General features: G+C 72.9%; 13 protein-coding genes. 6 read left to right on the top strand and 7 right to left on the bottom strand.

Annotated features, from left to right (window positions below; translation table 11 throughout):
• The first annotated feature begins 21 nt into the window (after positions 1 to 21).
• Together HF577_RS06585 and HF577_RS06580 are read left to right on the top strand one after the other, a co-directional pair.
• Entirely contained in the window at positions 22 to 912 is an 891-nt protein-coding gene (locus HF577_RS06585; protein ID WP_169394844.1) for an endonuclease/exonuclease/phosphatase family protein, read from the top strand.
• A 65-nt stretch (positions 913 to 977) separates the two neighbouring features.
• Positions 978 to 2,126 (top strand): polysaccharide pyruvyl transferase family protein, encoded by a 1,149-nt coding sequence (locus HF577_RS06580; protein WP_169394843.1) that lies wholly within the window; start codon positions 978 to 980, stop codon positions 2,124 to 2,126.
• Positions 2,127 to 2,207: 81 nt separating this feature from the next.
• Here HF577_RS06580 and HF577_RS06575 read toward each other — a convergent pair whose 3' ends face one another.
• From HF577_RS06575 to HF577_RS06565, 3 genes are all read right to left on the bottom strand, one after another.
• Positions 2,208 to 3,095: an oxidoreductase gene (locus tag HF577_RS06575; RefSeq protein WP_169394842.1), complete on the bottom strand. Its 888-nt coding sequence runs from the start codon at positions 3,093 to 3,095 to the stop codon at positions 2,208 to 2,210.
• A gap of 65 nt (positions 3,096 to 3,160) precedes the next feature.
• On the bottom strand, positions 3,161 to 3,781 hold the full coding sequence (locus HF577_RS06570; RefSeq protein WP_169394841.1) for a TetR/AcrR family transcriptional regulator: 621 nt from the start codon (positions 3,779 to 3,781) through the stop codon (positions 3,161 to 3,163).
• 26 nt (positions 3,782 to 3,807) lie between these two features.
• Positions 3,808 to 4,455, bottom strand: a complete 648-nt coding sequence (locus tag HF577_RS06565; protein WP_312858974.1) for a TetR/AcrR family transcriptional regulator — start codon at positions 4,453 to 4,455, stop codon at positions 3,808 to 3,810.
• A gap of 98 nt (positions 4,456 to 4,553) precedes the next feature.
• Between HF577_RS06565 and HF577_RS06560 the strand changes: the two genes are divergently transcribed.
• Positions 4,554 to 5,180 (top strand): hypothetical protein, encoded by a 627-nt coding sequence (locus HF577_RS06560; protein WP_169394840.1) that lies wholly within the window; start codon positions 4,554 to 4,556, stop codon positions 5,178 to 5,180.
• Between the two features lie 85 nt (positions 5,181 to 5,265).
• Here the strand turns inward: HF577_RS06560 and HF577_RS06555 are convergent, their stop codons facing one another.
• From HF577_RS06555 to HF577_RS06545, 3 genes are all read right to left on the bottom strand, one after another.
• Complete coding sequence (locus tag HF577_RS06555) at positions 5,266 to 6,768, bottom strand: CehA/McbA family metallohydrolase domain-containing protein (protein ID WP_169394839.1); 1,503 nt, start codon at positions 6,766 to 6,768, stop codon at positions 5,266 to 5,268.
• 175 nt (positions 6,769 to 6,943) lie between these two features.
• Positions 6,944 to 7,960: an alpha/beta hydrolase gene (locus HF577_RS06550; RefSeq protein ID WP_169394838.1), complete on the bottom strand. Its 1,017-nt coding sequence runs from the start codon at positions 7,958 to 7,960 to the stop codon at positions 6,944 to 6,946.
• Positions 7,961 to 8,009: 49 nt separating this feature from the next.
• Positions 8,010 to 8,324: a putative quinol monooxygenase gene (locus tag HF577_RS06545; protein WP_169394837.1), complete on the bottom strand. Its 315-nt coding sequence runs from the start codon at positions 8,322 to 8,324 to the stop codon at positions 8,010 to 8,012.
• 158 nt (positions 8,325 to 8,482) lie between these two features.
• Here HF577_RS06545 and HF577_RS06540 point away from each other — a divergent pair, with 158 nt between their 5' ends.
• The gene (locus HF577_RS06540) at positions 8,483 to 9,388 is read left to right on the top strand and encodes an AraC family transcriptional regulator (protein ID WP_169394836.1); all 906 of its coding nucleotides are present in this window, start codon (positions 8,483 to 8,485) and stop codon (positions 9,386 to 9,388) included.
• Here HF577_RS06540 and HF577_RS06535 read toward each other — a convergent pair.
• Complete coding sequence (locus HF577_RS06535; RefSeq protein WP_169394835.1) at positions 9,291 to 10,322, bottom strand: DMT family transporter; 1,032 nt, start codon at positions 10,320 to 10,322, stop codon at positions 9,291 to 9,293. The two genes, HF577_RS06540 and HF577_RS06535, sit on opposite strands and share 98 nt — an antisense overlap.
• Between HF577_RS06535 and HF577_RS06530 the strand changes: the two genes are divergently transcribed.
• Positions 10,321 to 11,736: an aminotransferase-like domain-containing protein gene (locus tag HF577_RS06530; protein WP_169394834.1), complete on the top strand. Its 1,416-nt coding sequence runs from the start codon at positions 10,321 to 10,323 to the stop codon at positions 11,734 to 11,736. The two genes, HF577_RS06535 and HF577_RS06530, sit on opposite strands and share 2 nt — an antisense overlap.
• A gap of 382 nt (positions 11,737 to 12,118) precedes the next feature.
• Positions 12,119 to 18,436 (top strand): hypothetical protein (locus tag HF577_RS06525; RefSeq protein WP_169394833.1); only part of this gene is annotated, 6,318 nt, incomplete at its 3' end.

Raw genomic sequence — 18,436 nt, 5'->3', positions numbered from 1 at the left:
GTGGCCACCGCACTAGCGAGCATGAGCGACCGGTCCGTCCGAGGGCTGTGGGTGGCGCTGCTCGCCTGCGTGGTCGCGTGCCTGGCGGGGTGCGCCGCGACGACGGCCGGCCCGGACGCGGGCGGGCCCCCGCCCGGCCCACCGGGCCCGGGCGTCGTGCAGGCCGGATCGGTGCGGGTGCTGCAGCTGAACCTGTGCAGCAGCGGCATCGCCGGCTGCTACACCGGCCGGTCCACGGCCGAGGCCGCCGCCGTGGTCCGCGCCGAGCTGCCCGACCTGGTCACCCTGAACGAGGTCTGCCAGGACGACGTGTCGTCGCTGGAGCGCGCGCTCGCCGATGCGGTGCCCGGCGGCACGGCCGTGTCGGCGTTCCAGGCGGCGCGCAACGGGCGTACCGGGGAGGCGTACCGCTGCCGCAACGGCCAGCAGTACGGCATCGGCCTGGTCTCGCGGTGGCCGTCGGTGCCCGGGTCCTCCGCGGGCGGTGGGATCTACCCGGCACAGGACGAGGAGGACCCCGAGGAGCGGGCGTGGCTGTGCCTGGACGTCGCGGCCGATCGCGCCGTCGCCGTCTGCACCACGCACCTCGCCTACACCCAGCGGGAGGTCGCGGGGGCTCAGTGCAGGTACCTGTTCGGCACGGTCATCGCGGACATGCGCGCCCGGGACGGGGCGGCGCCGCTGGTGCTGGGAGGCGACCTGAACCTCGGGTCCGGCGACAGTGCGGACCTCAGGTCCTGCCTCCCTGCCGGTTCCGTGCTCGCCGACGACGGTGGCCAGCAGCACGTCGTGGCGACGCCCGAGTTCGTCGTCGCCGGCTCCCGGACGATCGACCTGCGCGGCGCCACCGACCACCCGGGCCTGCTCGTCACGCTCGCTCCCACCGGGGGCAGGCCCGAGCCGGGTCGATAAGTCGTCGGGTGCTGTTCATCCGCAGGAGACCTTCGTCCACCACCTGACGGGCGAGACTGGGCTGAATGCTGGGTTCAGTGCGTGGACGCCCCCTGTACTACCTCGTCGGCACCGCAGGACACCCCAACTACGGCGACGAGCTGATCACCTCGGTCTGGTTGAGACATCTGGCCGTCGTCGCCCCCGACGCCGACGTGTGGGTCGACTGTCCGGCCCCGGGTTCGGCCGCGGTGCTGCTCGACGGGTTGCACCCGCGGGCCCGGTTCACCGACACGGCGTGGCGGCTGTGTGCGGAAGCGCCCGGCCGGGGGCCGTGGGAGAAGGCCGCGTGGGTCCAGAACGCGATGCAGCAGCCCGGCCTGGCCTGCCGTTCGGTGGCCGGCATCGAGCTGATGAACACCGCCGACGTCGTCCACGTCATCGGGGGCGGGTACATCAACGGCATCTGGCCGCACCACATCGGGCTGCTCGGCGCCGCGGTGGCGGCGGTCCGGCGCTCGGGTGGCCGGGCGGTGCTCACCGGACAGGGCCTCATGCCGCTCGACGAGGGTGAGGCGGCACTGGTCCGTACCCTGCTCGAGCGGTTCGATCTGGTGGACGTGCGGGACACGGTGTCCGCCGAGCTGCTGGAGCGACCCGCCAGCCGAGGTGTCGACGACGCCTTCCTGGGCGCCGGCCGGTTCCTGCGTTCCGAACCGCATCCGTCCGGCACGCTCCCGCGCTACATGGTCTGCGTGCAGTCCGACCTGAGTGACCACGACGTGAGCAGGCTCGCCGCGTTCACCCTCGCAACCTTGCGGACCTGGGACGCCGACCCCGCCGACGTCGGGGTCGTCGAGGGCATACCCGGGCAGGACCGGGTGGTGTACGGGTTGCTCGAGCACGAGCTGCCCGGCTCGCAGTTCTTCCCGTTCAGCGAGGTGTGGCGGCACGGGATGCCGGTGGCACCACACCAGACGTGGCTCTCGACCCGCTTCCACCTCCACCTGGTGGCCGCGGCGGCCGGGGCGAACGGGGTGGCCGTGAGCGTCAACCGCGACTACTACGCCACGAAGCACGGCTCGCTGCTGCGGCTGGGCTCGAACTGGGATCTCGTCGAGGACCTCGCCGACGTCCCGAAGCCGCCCACCGGCGGCGGGTTCGCACCGGACGTGCTGGCCGCGCACGTGAGCCGCAAGGTGGAGGTGGCACGGCAGATCTACCCGGCCTCCTGACCGGGCCGTGCGGGCGGGTGTGCCCCCTCCTGGCCACCCGCCCGCACGACGTCCAGGTCGGTCCGCGCCGACGAGGTGGGGTCAGGCGATCTGGGCGCCCTCGGGGAAGTCGGTGCTGCGGGTGAGCTGCGACCACTGCTCGATCTCGGCGTCGACCGCACCGCGACCGGCGGTGACCAGCCGGAGCGCGTCCGAACCGAGCAGCAGGTGCACCGGCGGCGCCGGGGTGTCGAGTATCGACAGCACGGCTTCGGCCGCCTTCGCCGGGTTGCCCAGCTGATTGCCGCTCGCGGCGAGGCGATTCCTGCGGACCGGCTCCATCAGCGTGTCGTAGTCGGTGATGGAGCGGTCCGCGCGGACCATGGACCGGCCTGCCCAGTCGGTCCGGAAGGAACCGGGAGCAATCGCCGTCACGGCGATGCCGAAGCTCCTCACCTCCTTGGCGAGGGTGTCGAGAATGCCCTCGAGTGCGAACTTGCTGCCCTGGTAGTACGCCAGCCCGGGCACGGTGATCAGTCCGCCCATCGAGGTCACCGCCATCAGATGGCCGTGGCGGCGCCTGCGCATGTACGGCAGGGCGGCCTTCAGGGTGGCGACGGCACCGTAGACGTTGACGTCGAACTGAGCCCGTAGCTCCGACATGGGCGACTCCTCGACGACGCCCTCGTGCCCGTAGCCCGCGTTGGCGATCACCACGTCGATCGGTCCGACGGACTCCTCGACGTCGGCGACGGTGGCGAGGACGGCGTCGTCGTCCGTCACGTCGAGCACGCGCGTCAGTGCCCGTCCGGACGTGCCGTCGGCGAGCTCCTCGAACTGCTCGTCGTCGTCGGGCTTGCGCACGGTGCCGACCACCGTGTGCCCGGCGGCGAGGAAGACCTGCGCGAACGCCCGCCCGAACCCGGAGCTCACACCCGTGATGAAGAAGATCTTCGGAGCAGGTCGGGCGGCTGTCGTAGGATTCGTCATGGCCCCGAGTCTACGCCCAGTCGAGAAAAGTTGACGCGGCGTCGAAAATGGCGGAGCCGGGCGCCCTACCGGGGAAGATCGAGCGCGGTGAGCCAGACATGGGTCAGCGTCGCGGCTGTCTCGTCGACGGAGCCGCCGGTCCTGGAGGCCTGGTAGAAGCACCGCTCGGTCATCCAGACGAGTGCGGCGGTGACAGCGGTGGCATCCGTGGGGCCGGCCCCGGCGGGCAGCCCCGCTCGTTCGGCGATCCGCCGGGTGATGTCCGCGATGGCGGAGATCGTGGAGCGCCACTGCTCTTCGATGGCCGGGATGGTGGGGGAGAGGTCGACGGCCGCACGCATGACGCTGCCGTGTTCGTGCCACATGCGTGCGGTCTGCTGAACGCTCTGTTCGACCGCTTCCGCCGGTGAACTGGTGCCGGCTGCGTCTGCCGCGTCGACTTCGGCGCGGAGCGTCGACACCGTTCGTTCGACGAGTGCGGTGAGCACGTCGTTCTTCGAGCCGAAGTAGAAGTAGAAGGCGCCTCTGGTGATCCCGGCCGCCGTCGCGATCGTCTCGACCGTCATGTGGTCCAGGCCGCCGGTGGCGAGTTGATGTTCGGCGGCGTCGAGGATCGCGCGTTCGCGCAGATCGCCCTTGCTGGGAGCGACGCGGCGGCGACCCTTCGATTCTCCGGGCTGAGGCACCGGATCACGCTATCAGGCGTCGAAAATTATCGACGCTGCGTGAATTTCTGTTGTAGCCCGTCGAGCAGTGCTTCGAGCCCGCGGCGGAACTCGGCCTCCGGCGTGCTGGTCCGGGCGACACCGGCGATCTCGATCAGTCGGGGGTAGCGCTCGGTCGGGAGTGAGCGGAACCGGTCGATCGTCGCGTCCGCTCCACCGTTGCGGGCGCTCAAGGGGCCGGTCAGCTCGGTCTGGGCGAAGGCCGCCGCCAGCGTGGTGACGGCACGGAAGGCGACCAGGAGGTCCTCGCCGTCGAGGCCGGACCGGGCGAGTGCCGCGAGCAGTGCCTCGGCGGCGTCGAGGAAGGTCTCCGACTGGCTGCGTCGGGCGAGTACCAGCGGAATGGCGTTGGGGTGCGGGCGGACGGCACGCCACAGCTCCTCGGCGAGTCCCCGGACGTCGACGCGCCAGTCGGATGAGGGGGAGTGGGGAATTGTGATGCCGCGCAGCACGCCGTCCACCACCAGGGCATCCAGCGCCGCGCGATCGGCGACATAGTTGTAGAGCGTCATCGGGCCGGTGCCCAGGCGGGCGGCGACCGCACGCATGGTGAGACCGGCGAGGCCGTGCTCGTCGACCACCGCGATGGCCGCGCCCTCCAGTTCGGCGCGGCTGAACCTCGCCCGTCGTCCCACTCTTGACCCTCTCCGTACGTTCGATCTACGATTTACGTACGAGTGTACGTAAATCAGATGGCCGTCGCCGGAGCCACCACCCTGCTGAGGACGTGACGATGAACCTGATCGAGATCACCCACCCTGTCGGGGCCATGGACGAGGCGGCGCGCGCCGAGGTCGCGCAGCAGATCATGACCGGAATGCTGGGCGGAGAGGAGATCCCGGCCGAGACCCTCCGGCGGGTGCGCCGGATGAGTCACGTGCTGTTCCACGAGGCACGGAGCTGGACCACCGGGGACGGGCCCGTCCCGGACCAGGTGCCGCCGCCCTACATCGTCACGATCACCGTGCCCGAGGCATGGCGGGAAGAGATGTCGCGCTACGCCATCGGTGTGGTGCGGGCCGCGCTCAGGCGACAGGACAACCAGCACGGGGTCTCGCGCGAGGGCGGAGACGTGTGGGTCAACGTGGTCGGCATCGCCGACGGCAGCATCGGCCTGAACGGCAAGGCCACCACCGCTGCCGGCGTGCTGAACTACATGACCGAGGAGTACCGGGCCGCGGCGCCCGCGCAAACCGACCTACCCGACGGCGTGGTGGTCGACCCGATCTGCGGCATGCAGGTCCGGCTCGGCCCGAGAGCGATCACCCTGGACCACAACGGCACCACCATCGGCTTCTGCGCCACCGGCTGCCGCGACGCCTACACCCAGAACGAGGGGCTCGTCCCGAACACACCTTGAGCCGACCCGCCCTGGCCGGGCTTGCGGGCGCGCCACGCGCCCGGCGCGTGGACCCTGGTCGCAGGCCCACACGCCGGGCTGATCGTCAGCGGCGGATGAAGACCGGGTTGGAGTAGAACCACAGGTCGGCCCAGGGGTCGGCGCCGTGGGCGTCGGGTTCCGGCTCGAGCTCGGTGGTGCTCGTGCCGCGGACCCGTACGTACATCGCCCCGGGCACATCGATCGAGTGCCGGACGACGATCCAATCGCCCTCGCGGCGCCAGTTCGACTCGTCGAAGCGCGCCAGGACCGTGGTGGTCGGGTTGGTGTCGACCGTGGGCGTGGCGACCGGTCCGGTGATCATTCCGCCGATGATGTCGATGCGGCGCGGTACGGGCCGGTCGCCGTGCGCGTTCGGGGTCTTGGGAACCCGGATGCGTACCTCGACCTCGGCAGCGCGGTCGTCGCGGCCGCGCAGCAGCAGCGATTCGCCGACCGCGGCCTGGTTCGGGCCGCCGTCACCGCGGCCTGCCCGGGAGACCGTGAGGTCGAGGCGGTCGATGAGGTCGCCGGTGGTGACGAAGATGCGGCCGTTGCGCAGGCCGTCGAGGATGTCGGCGTAGTCCGCGGTGGCGTGGACGTAGGTCTTGGAGTACTCGCCGGGCCAGAAGTCGGAGCCACCATCGGTGTAGTGGACGTGGGAGTCGGACGTGCTGGTGATCCACCAGCGGCGGCCCTCTCCGAGCAGGGAGTCCCACAGCCCGCCGAGCCGGGCGGTCATCTGGTCGAAGCCGCCCATGGTGGGGTGGTTGCCGTATCCGCCGCGCTCGCCGTTCGGGTCGAGGCTCCCGTCGCGGTTGAGCGTGCCGGCCTGGTGTCCGGGTGCGCCCTCGAAGCCGACCGACACCTCGGGTGCGGTGTCGTTCCAGGCCCGGAACTCGGCCGGCGTGTCCTGGCCGTAGACGCCGAGGCCGGTGGCCGATCGGGCGGGGTGGTTGGCGAACAGCACGGGCCGGTCACGCAGGGCCCGCATCGCGCGGAGCGCTTCGAGCATCTTGGGCTCGGTGTCGCGGACCGGGTCGCTGGGGAACGCGTCGCGCTTGGCGAAGCGGCTCTCCAGGGAGAACAGGATGTCCCGCTCGTCGGCGACCTTGGGGATGATGAGGCTGCTGTGGTCGGCGGCCGGGGTGTCGAACTCCATCCCGTAGAACTGGAGCACACCGGGCACCTTGCGACGGGAGTCGAGCAGGCTGGGGTAGGCCTGCTCGGCGTTGAGCTTGGAGTGGTTGGGGCCGCCGTGGTCCGTGGAGACCATCCAGCGCAGACCGAAGCGCTCCGCGTTGGTCGCGTTCGTCGCGATGGGGTAGATCGCATCGCCCGCGATGATCGGGGTCGGGGGCGACGTCGACTCGTCGTATCCGACGCTGAACTCGCTGTGGATGTGGTGGTCACCGGGCAACCAGTCCCGGCTCTTGCCGCCCGGCCCCTGGCCGGTCGTCTCGCCGGCCTGCGCCGGCGAGACGCCGCCCAGGGTGACCAGACCGGCCAGCCCACCCGTCACTGCCAACATCCTGCGCCGGTTCAACCTGTGGTGCTCGAGGTCGTCCATCTACTCCTCTTCCTGGCTCCATGAGCCGCTGCCACCCGATCGGGGTGAGGCGGCGACACAGCGCAACAGGGGCTGATGGCGACGGAGTGACACCTTCTGGATCATCGGGACAACTGGTCACCAACTACGACGGAGCCTGACCGCTGGGCAACCGGTCCGCAGCGCGCAATGGCGCTCACCCTGTCGGCTGGAGAGCCTGCTCCGGAAGGTCTGGGGACGCGGACGGCGCGGGGGAAGTGGGGCTCAGGACCCGGGTGAGCCAGTCGCTGCGCGTCCGGCGGGCCGCGGCCGAGACCGGCGCCTGTGGGTAGAGCGCGTCGAACGCGTGGAACCCGCCCGCCCAGACGTGCAGCTCCGCCTGGCCGCCTGCCGCCCAGATCCTCGTGGCGTACTCGACGTCCTCGTCGCGGAAGACCTCGGCCGTACCGGCGTCGATGTAGGTGGTCGGCAGTCCCGAGAGGTCGTCGGCCATCGTGGGTGAGACGTAACCGGGCACGTCCTCGTCGGGGAGGCAGCCGAGCACCGACCGCCATCCGAACTCGTTCATCTTACGCGTCCAGACGCCGGGTCCGCCCGAGTACTGCCGGCTCGAGGTGGTGATGTTGCGGTGGTCGAGCATGGGGCCGATCAGCACCTGGGCGGCGATCGCCGGGGTGCCGTGGTCGCGTGCCATCAGCGTGACTCCGGCGGCGAGGCCACCACCGGCGCTGGCGCCCGCAACGACGATGCGGGCGGGATCGATGCCGAGGTCGTCGGCGTGTTCGGCAATCCAGAGCAGGCCGCAGTAGCAGTCGTCGACGAGGGTGGTGCCGCTGACCTCCGGTGCCAGCCGGTAGTCCACGGAGATCACGACGGCGCCGAGCCGGTCGAGCCACTCCAGCGGAATGTCGATGTTCGAGAAGCGGTCTCCCATGACCATCCCGCCGCCGTGGATCCAGTAGACGCACGGTGCCGCTGGGGAGCGCTCGGCACCGGCCGGGCTGAAGATCGAGAGCGGGATCCGCTCACCGTCCGGGCTCGGGACGGTGACCTCGCGCCGGTCGACGGCGCGACCGTCGAGGAAGGTCTCCACCGGCGTCGACGGGGCCTGGCGCAGCTGCGCAACCACCTCCGGGCTGAGCTGGGACATGAGCGGCATGTCGGCCAGCACTGCGTGCAGCTGGGGGTCGATGCCGGGGCGTGCCTGGTTCACGGTGGCTCCTCACGTGGGGTGGTGCGGTGATCGGGACGACGGTGGCCGGTCAGCGGTCCCGGAAGGCGGCCTTGCCGCCCACCGGCACCTCGTCGGTGTACCGGGACTCGCCCGCGAGCAGCGGCTGGAGCTTGGCGACCAGCACCTGCGCCTCCTCGGTCGCGAAGAACCTGCCGTGGGCCTCTTCGCTGGTCCAGCCTTCGGTGACGTGGACGGTGTCCCCGTTGCCCGCCGAGCGGCTGACCAGGAAGACGACGCAGTCCTCGTTGGACAGAGACGGCGCGTCGAGCAGGAACTCGACCAGCTCGTCACCCTTCCCGGGTCGGGCGGTCATGGTGGCGTGGAAACCGTGGTTGACGCTCATGGGGGCAGTCCCTGGGATCGTGGAGCTGTCGTGTGCTCCTGGGATGTCGACCCGTCCATGTAAGCATCGTGACCTGGTGAAACGTGAGAACGATGCTCCTGATCTCTTGCCTGATCCTCCCGCTTTGTGGAGTACTGGGATCGTGCTTCAATCGCATCATGGACCTCGACGGGCTGCGTGCCCTGCTCGCTCGGCATGCCCGGCCCGACGCGACCACCGCCATCGACGGTGTCCTGGTGTCGCAGGTCGAGCAGTCGACGCCGCCGTCTCCGTCGATGTCGGGAACGGTCATGGCACTCATCGCGCAGGGCGCGAAACGGATCGCGCTGGGCGACCGCGTGTACGAGTACCGCGCCGGGCAGTACCTCATCGCCTCGGTGGACATGCCGATCACCGGCCAGTTCACCGAGGCGAGCCCCGAGCGGCCGGCGATGGGCTTCGGGCTGGTCCTGCACCCGGCCACCGTCGCCGAGCTGCTGCTGCAGGCCGCCCCCGGTGACCTCCCGCCCGCCGGCGGCGGCGCGCCGTCCGGCATGGCTGTCAACGACGCGCCCGCCGCGCTCGTCGACGCGGTGATCAGGCTGCTGAGCCTGCTCGACCAGCCACGCGACATCGCGGTGCTCGCACCGCTGATCAAGCGGGAGATCCTGTGGCGGCTCATCACTGGTGAGCAGGGCGCCGTCGTGCGCCAGCTCGGTCTCGCCGACAGCAGCCTCAGCCACATCGCCCGGGCGGTCCGGTGGATCCGCGACCACTACGCGCAGTCCTTCCGTGTCGAGGACCTGGCGCAGCTGTCCGGCATGAGCCTGTCCGCCTTCTACCGCAACTTCCAGGCGGTCACCGCGATGAGCCCCATCCAGTTCCAGAAGCAGATCCGGCTGCAGGAGGCCCGGCTCCTGCTCGCCATGCAGTCCAGCGACGTCTCCGGCGTCGGCCACCGCGTCGGTTACGACAGCCCGTCGCAGTTCAGTCGCGAGTACCGCCGCCAGTTCGGCGCTCCTCCCAGCCAGGACGCCGCTCGCCTGCGCGGCTCGGCGCTGCGCACCGCTCCAGCTCTGGTGTGACGGCCCCGGCACGGGCCGGCGGGTCGAGGCGGATGCGCACGGCGATGGCGGCGCAGACGATGACGGCGACACCGCCGAGGACGGTCGGCCAGGTCAGCTCCTCGCGGAGCAGCAGTGCCGCCCAGCTGATGCCGAGCACGGGCTGGACCAGTTGCACCTGGCTGACCTGTGCCATCGGGCCGATGGCCAGGCCGCGGTACCAGGCGAAGAAGCCGAGGAACATGCTGACGGCGGCGAGGTAGGCGAACGCCGCCCACTCGGCCGGCGTCGCCGACGGCGGCTGCTGGAGCGTCGAGACCACCGTCAGGGTGATCATCAGCGGCGAGGACAGCACGAGCGCCCAGGACACCGTCTGCCAGGAACCGAGCTCGCGGCTGAGCAGGCCGCCCTCGGCGTAGCCGATCGCGGCGGCGGCGACGGCGCAGAACAGCAACAGGTCCGAGTGGTGCAGCTGCCCGATCCCGCCGCCCTGCAGGGACGCGAACACGACGGCGGCGAGGGCGCCGACCGCGGCCATGATCCAGAACGACCGCGGCGGGCGTTCCTTGCCGCGGACGACGGCCATGGCAGCGGTCGCCGCCGGGAGCAGTGCGATCACCACGGCACTGTGACCGGCCGAGGCGGTGGTGAGCGCATAGGAGGTCAGCAGCGGGAAGCCGACGACGATGCCGCCGGCCACGATGGCCAGCCGCACCCACTGGGCACCCGTCGGCAGGGGCTGCCTGGCCAGGGCGAGCGCGGTGGCGGCCAGGAGTGCGGCGACGACCGCGCGGGCCGAGCCGACGAACAGCGGGGACAGCCCCCCGACGGCGACCCTGGTGAACGGGACGGTGAACGAGAACGCCGCCACTCCCAGCAGCCCCCACCACAGGCCCGTCCGCGACGGCGATAACGTTGCCGGCGAAATCCGAGTAGCGCTATCTTGTCTCGACATGGCTGACGATAGCGCTGCCCGGATCGTCGCGGGTCTGCGCGCCTGGATCGCGCAGGCGCCGCCGGGCGCCCGGCTGCCGTCCAACCGGGCGTTGACGGCGGAGTACGGAGCCAGTCCCGTCACGGTCCAGAAGGCGATGCGAGCCCTGAGCAGGCTCGGGCTCGTCGAGCCCCGGCCTGGCGTGGGGACGTTCACCCGCGCCGTGCGCACCGTGCGGCCTCCCGACTACGGGTGGCAGACCGGGGCCCTGCGTTCCCCACCGGCGCGCATCCCGCCCGTGTCGACGCCGATGCGCCTCAGCTCTCCGGACGGGATCGGCCTGCACGCCGGGTACCCCGCCCGCGAGCTCCTCCCGGAGCGGCTGGTGCGCGCCGCGCTCGCGCGCGCCGCCCGCACCGACGCGGCCGTGGCCCGATCTCCCGCCGCCGGACTGCCGGAGCTACGAGCCTGGTTCGCCCACGAGCTCGCCGAGACCGCACCGGTGGGCGTCACCCCGCCGGCACCCCGGGACGTCGTGGTCCTGCCCGGGAGCCAGAGCGGCCTGAGCTCGATCTTCCGGGCGCTGGTGGGCTTCGGGCAGCCGTTGCTCATGGAGTCGCCGAGCTACTGGGGTGCCATCCTCGCCGCGGCGCAAGCCGGTGTGCCCGTCGTCCCCGTGCCGAGCGGACCGACCGGCCCGGACCCGGACGAGCTCGCGCGCGCCTTCGCCGAGACCGGGGCACGCGTGTTCTACGCGCAGCCGACGTACGCCAACCCCACCGGCGCGCAGTGGCCGCCCTCACGGGCGGCGCAGGTGCTCGACGTCGTCCGCGCTCACGCCGCCTTCGTCGTGGAGGACGACTGGGCCCACGACTTGGGGATCGACACCACCGCGCAACCGCTCGCCGTGCACGACGACGCAGGCCACGTCGTCTACCTGCGCTCGCTGACCAAGAGCGTGTCCCCGGCCGTTCGCGTCGCCGCGGTCATCGCCCGTGGCCCCGCCCGCGACCGCATCCTCGCCGACCGCGGAGCCGAGTCGATGTACGTCAGCGGTCTCCTGCAGGCCGCCGCCCTCGACGTCGTCACACAGCCCGGATGGCGCACCCACCTGCGCAACCTGCCTCACCAGTTGCGCGCCCGCCGCGACCTGCTCATCGACAGCCTGGCCGAGCACGTCCCCGACGCCCACCTCGACCACGTACCCCGCGGCGGTCTCAACCTCTGGGCCCGCCTGCCCGACGAGACCGACCTCGACCGGCTCGCCCGTGACTGCGAAGCCGACGGCGTGACGATCGCGCCCGGCACCGAATGGTTCCCCGCCGAACCGTCCGGCCCGTTCATCCGGCTCAACTACTCCGGCCCGAACCCCGACCGATTCCCCGAGGGTGCCCGCGTCATCGGGAAGGCTCTCGCCCGTCAGCGGATGTCGTAAACGCGCATTGCGGCCGTGTGAACGCGCGCCGACTGCGTTCCTCGCAGAGCCCACAGCATCTGCGACGAACCCCACCCCTTCTGCGAGGACGCCCGATCGTCATCGACGTGTCGCCACGATGGCACCGCCGCAACCACTGGCGTTCACCCTCGGACAGCACTCTTCGTGTCGATCACTCCACGAGGTTCTCGTCGGTCGCTGACGGCTCGCGACGGGCGAACCAGCCGGGGGAGTGGCGGTGCGAGGTCGGTCGCGGGTCGCTGCCCCAGGCGCGACGTGTGACACCTCCGGTGTGCGTCTGTGTGTCTTCATTCCGGCCGTGTCCCTGCTGGTGCGGGGCCCTGAGCGGCTGTCTCTTCGGTGACGTCAGGAGTCATCTGTCATGGGTGTGGTGTCGGTGCGCGGGGGTGGGGCCGGGGGCCTCGCCGCGCGTACTGCTGCGCCCGTGCGGTTGCGACCGTCGCCGCTGGAGCGGTTGCTGTGGATGCTGCGGTGGCTTCTCGGGCTGGCCGGTGCTGTGGTGGTGCTGTGGGTGGGGGCGGCGTTCCTTGCAGCGTCTCCCGCTTCGGCGGCGGTGGTGGTTCCGGTGGCTGCGCAGCAGGCGATGTCGAAGGGAGGTCACACCAAGTCTGCTGGTGGTAATGGTGGTTCGAATTCCGGTTCCGGTTCGTCGGGCGGTGGGAAGTCGGAGAAGCAGGCAACCACCAAGAAGGTCGAGTCGAAGCCGGACAACAAGCCCGAGAAGAAGACGGCGACGAAGTCCGGTGACACGAAGACCGGCAACGCCAAGCCCGGCGACACCAAGCCCGGGGCGAAGCCGGCGAAGAAGCCCGCTGAGAAGTCCGACAGCAAGAAGGTCGAGCCGAAGCCGGCCAAGAAGGCCGGACAGCAGGCTGCTGGGAAGAACTCCGGTGACAAGAAGGCCGGCTCGAAGCCGGTCGCTGCCAAGGACGGTCAGGCGGGTTCGAGCGACGCTCCCCGGTCGGCCGAGCGGGCGGGGGAGCGGAAGCCCACGTCGAAGAAGGCTGCAGTGAAGGGGCCGGCCCAGAAGAAGCCGCCCCGGAAGACGGCGGCGGAGGAGCAGCCGGTGCCGAAGGCCGGCAAGGGGAAGACCGCCAAGGCTGCCGAGAAGCCGACGGGGACGAAGAACCGCGCGGGGAGGGCCGCGGACGCGGTGGGCCGGAAGGGCGCCGAGCCGGCCGGCCGTCGAGACCGCGCAGCGGCGACGGCGCCGGTTGACGCCGAACGCGCCGCCGCGACCCGCGGGCAGGCTGCCGGGACGGCAGGACAGCGCGCCGGCACGGAACCGGCCGGCGCGAAGCGGGTGGCCGGCGATGCGGGCCGGACCGCCGCTGCTCGCACAGCGGCGAAGGGCACCGCCGGGACCCGGGACACCACGTTGTCGGCTGCCGATGCGCTCCGGGCAGTGCGCACCGCGAAAGGTGTTCCCGAGGGCGCGGCGGGGGAGCGCAATCGGAGGGGACAACCGGCGGCGACGAACCTCGCGCTGAAGGGCGCGCTCGCGGAGAAGCAGGCGCGCACCGGCGCCCGGTCAGGTGAGCAGGCGGCGTCCGGGACGCGCGCGGTGGACTCCGGTGACCGGTCGATCTCCGGTGCGCTGCGGGCAACGGAGTCGCTGCGCGCGGCGTGCACCGAGGCGGGCAGCCGGGGCTGCGCCGGTGGTGCGGCGGTGCGGCCGGGGGTGTCCTCGGCAGCGGATCCTCGTGGTCCTCCCTCCGGCGAGGACGAGTACCGCTACTCCGCGAGCCGGTTCGGGGAGCGGCAGGACCACGACGATTCCGAGCAGACCGAGCGGGTGCTCGAGGGCCGGATCAAGGTCGACCAGAGCAAGGCGCGGTTGGCGGCGGAGAAGAAGAAGGTCGCCTCGGGTGAGGTCACCAAGGCCGCGTACGCGAAGGACGAGAAGAAGCACCAGCAGCTGGCGAAGCAGGTCGCAGCGGAGCGCGCGGAGCTGTCGCCGGAACGGGCCGAGCTCGTCGACGAGGTGGTCGACGGACACCGTGCGCTGACTGCGCGGGAGAAGCAGCTGGCGGCGGAGGAGAAGAAGGTCGCCGCGGGCACGGTGACGAAGAAGGCGCACGCGCAGAACGTCGCCACGTACGAGTCGCAGCGCGACGAGGTGTACGAGGCGACCGACGAGCTGATGGCCGCCACCGGTAATGACGTCTCGGATTCGGTGCCGTCGCGCAGCCGTGGTGGTGAGGGCTCGGCGGCCGGCTGCGGGTCGAGCGGGGCGTTCGTGGCGTGCGGGGCGGTGAGCCGCGGCGCGGACGGAGAGAAGGACACCGACCGGTGCGTGGCGTTGGCGGGAGTGTCGTCCGGGTGTGGCGTGCAGACGTCGGCGGGGGAGTCGAAGGGCTCCGCCTCCTGCACGCTGACCGGCGCCGACCAGGGCTGTGGCAGCAGCACGTCGAGCCGCGCCGAGGACGGCACGGTCACCACCGCGTCGGCGCGCTGCACGGGTGATGCGACCGGGTGCGGGCAGTCCAGTCGTGCGACTCCGCAGATGGCAGAGAGCACATGCCGAACCGGTGCCGGGGCCTGTCGCGGGGAGAGCAGCGGCCCGTCCCAGGAGGACGCGGACGCGCCCCCGACGGCGAAGCGGGAGAAGACCGCTTCGGCCGCGTCGTGCACCGGTCGGTGCGACCTGAACACGTACGCCGACTCCGGTGGGGCCGAGGCAGGGTGCACGACGGCCGCGGGGGTCTGTGACAGCTCCAGCTCCGGTGGGGCGACCGATCGGCCGGACGTGCAGATCGCCTCCAGCACGCAGGTGCAGGGCGAGGACACCCGCCGGGCCGGCAGCACCGCGCGCTGCGAGGCGGCTGCCGTGGGCTGCGGGACGTCCAGCTCCGTGGCCGTCGGCGACCGCTGGTCCGGCGATGGTGCACGGACGCGAAGCGCGACCAGGTGCGCCGACGGGGCGACGGGCTGCACCGGCCGCGCGGCCTCCACCACCAGTGCGACGGACCGGGCCGCCACCGAGCGCACCGCGACGGCTGCGACCGAGCCGGCCGCGCCGGAGGCGACCACCACCGGCACCGCGGAGTGCACCGTGGCGGACGGGGGCTGCTCGGCGGAGTCCGGCTCGGGCCACGGCGACACCGCCGGGGACCGGGACGCGGGCGGCGCGAGCACCGCGGCCGTCGAGGTCGACTGCGCCGGCGCCGGCGCCGGCTGCACCGGTACCGGGCGAGCCGCCACCACCGGCACCGCGAAGGGCCTGACGGCCGGCGCGGAGCGCACGAGCAACGGCGAGGCCACCTGTGAGGCGGCCGGCGGCGACTGCCGCGCCGACAGCGGCACCCGGGTCGGCAGCACCACTGACGAGCAGGCCGACGTCCGGACGGCCTCTTTCGACGACGACGCGCCGACCGTCACGAGCGACGGCGACGGCTTCGCCACCAGCACGGCGAGCGCGAACGTCGACTGCGGCGACGGCCCGGCCTGCACCGGCAGGGCCGACACGACGACCGCCGGCACGGTCACCGGCGCGGCGGCTGCCGGCGCCAAGCCGGCCGTGCGGACCACGAGCGGTTCCTCGACCTGCGAGACCACCGCCGGCACCTGCGGTGCCGAGTCGGCCTCCGAGGTCACGGACACCGCCGCCCGCACCGACGGCTTGCGGGCCGCCGCGGACGGCGCGCCCGAGCGGGAGCTGGCGGCGTCCAGCACGGCCGGGGCGCAGGCCGACTGCGCCATCGCCGAGTGCCGCGGTGCTGCCATCAGCACGACGACCGGCGCCGCCTCGGGCGACGTGGTCGGCGTGCGGGACAGCACGGCCACCACGAAGTGCACGGTGCACGGCGCGGGCGGGAACTGCTCCACTGCTGCGGACACCACGGTCGCCGACCGCGACCCGGCCGAGGCCGCCGAGGGTGTGACCGCGGTGTCCGGCCCGGTGAGCGTCTCCCACGCGTCGGCGCAGGTGCGCTGCGACGGCGCGGACGGCACCTGCGGTGGCACGGCCGTGGCCGGGACGAGCGCCCGCGACACGGCGGTGTCCCCGCAGGCCCGCGGCACCCGCGCGACCACGGACTGCACCGTGACGGGCGGCGGGTGCGCCGGTGAGGCCACATCGGCCGCGTCCTCGGCCCCGGACTTCGTGGTCGTCGACCCCGACACCGGGCTGCCGGTGGCGGGACAGCCGACCAGTGGCCCGAGCTCGGCGGCGTCGTCGAGCGCGAGCCTGCAGTGTGCGGACGCGGGTTGCACGGGTGCGGTGACCACCGGCACCGAGGCCTGGGACGGTGCCGTCAACGGGGGAGCGCCGCGTGTCTCGACCGGTAGCGCGACCTGCGACGGCGGCACGGGCGGATGCGACGTGCGCTCGGTGTCGACCGCCTCGACCGGGGCCGGTGCCGCGCTGGCGCTGGCCGGTGACCGACCGCAGGTGGACGCGACCGGCGACCCGAAGCCCGTCACCACCTCGCGGCTGATCCCGGGCCCGTCCGCGGCGTCGGCCGCCGGCGCGGCGCTGACCTGTGAGGGTGAGACCCGCTGCGACGGGAAGGTGACCAGCGAGGCCACCGCGACCGATCCGGCGGTGTCACCGGACCCCCGTGGTTCGCGCAGCGAGGGCACCTGCGAGGGCGTCGCCGGCGGCATCTGCCAGGCGGTGACGAACTCGGGCGCCTCCTCCGGCCCGGACGCGAACGTCATCGCGCCGCTGGTGCAGGCCCGTTCGACCGCGAACGCCACGGTCAGCGAGGGCACCATCGGGCCGTCCGGCGAGTCGGGCCGGTCGGGTGACCAGCAGCAGGATGACGGGCAGCAGGGCGGTCCGGAGGGGCCGGACCAGCCGGCGACGCTGCCGGTGCCGGTGGCGCCGGGATCGAGCGCGAACTCCGGCGGCCCGACCGTGCCGGGTGCGTCGAGCTGGACGACGGCCTCGGCCACGATGGACTGCGCCGGCAGCGGGAACGCCTGCACCGGCACCGCGCGGACGTCCGCGTCGGGCACCGACGGCCCGAACTCCCTGAACGGGTCCGGCGGGGCGCGCGGCCCTCCGGCGACGGGCACCTCCAGCTCCAGCGGCAGCTGCACGAGTGACCAGAGCGGCTGCCGTGTCCAGACCGACTCCTCCGCGGGATCCGGCCAGGTCGTGGCCGACATCGTCGCGGAGCAGCAGAACACCGCCGCCGAGCAGATGGCCGCCCAGGCCGAGCAGGCGGAGCAGGCAGCCGCCGACGCCGCTCACGCCGGGAGGCGGGCGGGTGCCACCGACGAGCAGAAGAAGGCCGCCGCCGACGCTGCGCAGGCAGCGAAGGTGGCACGCCAGGCAGCCACCGAGGCCGCCGACCTGGCCGCGCAGCCGGTCAGGGACGCGCCGGCGACGCTCGCGCAGTCGAGCGCGGTCGCGCAGTGCGCCGGTACCGGGTGTGCTGCCGTGACGACCGGCGGCACGGACGGCACGCCGGGCCGTGCGCACACGACCGCGGGCTGCGTCGCCGCCGAAAGCGGCTGCGTGGTGGCGAGCGACGCGACCGCGTCCAGCCAGCGCGACTCGGGCCGGACCACCGGCACGGGCGACAGCGCGAAGCCCGTCGCGGGCGTCTCGGGTGCCGGTCGGGCCGCTTCGCGGATCGTCTGCCCGGAAGCCGGCTGCACCGGTTCCGCGACCGGGACCACGGCGTCCGTCGCCGGGCCGGACGGCCGGCAGAGCCGGAGCACCGCCACCGGCGAGACCCGCTGCGACGCCACCACCGCGTGCCAGGCGCAGATCAGCGCGACCACGGCGACCTCGACCACCGCGCCGGACGCGAAGGCGGGCGAGCGGTTCGCCACCACTTCCGCCTCGATCACCGCGGCCTGCGACGACGGCAGCACGACCGGCTGTGCGACCCGCGCGTCGAGTACGACCACGACGGTCGGTGGCCCGGCGGTGCGCGCTGCGTCGAACGCGACCTGTGCGGCCGCCGGCGTCTGCCAGGTCGGCACGGGCGGGAACGCCATGGCCGGCGCCGCCGAGGTCACCGCCGACTGCACCGGCATCGCGTGCCGCACCCGGACCGGGGGCGGCGCGCAGGCAGCCGCGCCGGGCGGAACCAGCAAGGCCGCGTCGAGCACCGACTGCACGGCCGGGGCCGACGGGCGGTGCGCGGGCGTCAGCCGCGTCGGTGCCGGCGCCGGCGGGTCCCAGGCTTCCGCCGCATGCCAGGGCGGTGCCGGCTCGACCTGCCGGTACAGCTTCTCCTCGACGAGCAGCGCGAGCAGCCGGACCGCCGGGAACCGCGCCGCGGCGGCCGCCCGCTGCGGCGGCGCGGGCGGGTCCGGCACCGGATGGTGCGCCACGAGCGCCGCGGCGCAGGCGGAGGCCAACGGGGCGGTCGCCGCAGCCGCGTGCCAGGGCAGCGCGGGTTCCCGCTGCTCCTACAGCTTCCGGGCCAGGAGCGCCGCCGCCGGCGCCGCGGGCGGAGCGAGCGCCCGGGCGCTGGCGTCCGGGTCGGGTGCCGGAACCTTCGGCAACGGGTACGTCGCCACCAGCGCGGCGGTGTCCGTCCGGCCTGGGAGCGCGCAGGCCTCGGCGTCCTGCACCGGCAGCCCCGGCGTCCGCTGCAGCCACTCCTACAGCGCGCGGGCATCCGCGTCGGCCGAGTACGGCGGGAACCGGGCGAGCGCGTACGCGTCCGGCTCGGGCGGTGGTGGCCGCGGTGGCGGTGGGGTGGCGGTGTCGGCG

This window comes from Pseudonocardia xinjiangensis (assembly GCF_012911925.1).
In the GTDB taxonomy this organism is placed as follows: Bacteria; Actinomycetota; Actinomycetes; order Mycobacteriales; family Pseudonocardiaceae; genus Pseudonocardia; species Pseudonocardia xinjiangensis.
Note: the sequence above shows the minus strand (reverse complement) of the source record. Positions and strands in the feature narration are given on the sequence as shown.

Coding starts and splice junctions, on each gene's coding strand:
- HF577_RS06585 (WP_169394844.1), top strand. CDS start 22: ATGAGCGACCGGTCCGTCCGAGGGCTGTGGGTGGCGCTGCTCGCCTGC.
- HF577_RS06580 (WP_169394843.1), top strand. CDS start 978: ATGCTGGGTTCAGTGCGTGGACGCCCCCTGTACTACCTCGTCGGCACC.
- HF577_RS06575 (WP_169394842.1), bottom strand. CDS start 3,095: ATGACGAATCCTACGACAGCCGCCCGACCTGCTCCGAAGATCTTCTTC.
- HF577_RS06560 (WP_169394840.1), top strand. CDS start 4,554: ATGAACCTGATCGAGATCACCCACCCTGTCGGGGCCATGGACGAGGCG.
- HF577_RS06555 (WP_169394839.1), bottom strand. CDS start 6,768: ATGGACGACCTCGAGCACCACAGGTTGAACCGGCGCAGGATGTTGGCA.
- HF577_RS06545 (WP_169394837.1), bottom strand. CDS start 8,324: ATGAGCGTCAACCACGGTTTCCACGCCACCATGACCGCCCGACCCGGG.
- HF577_RS06540 (WP_169394836.1), top strand. CDS start 8,483: ATGGACCTCGACGGGCTGCGTGCCCTGCTCGCTCGGCATGCCCGGCCC.
- HF577_RS06530 (WP_169394834.1), top strand. CDS start 10,321: ATGGCTGACGATAGCGCTGCCCGGATCGTCGCGGGTCTGCGCGCCTGG.
- HF577_RS06535 (WP_169394835.1), bottom strand. CDS start 10,322: ATGTCGAGACAAGATAGCGCTACTCGGATTTCGCCGGCAACGTTATCG.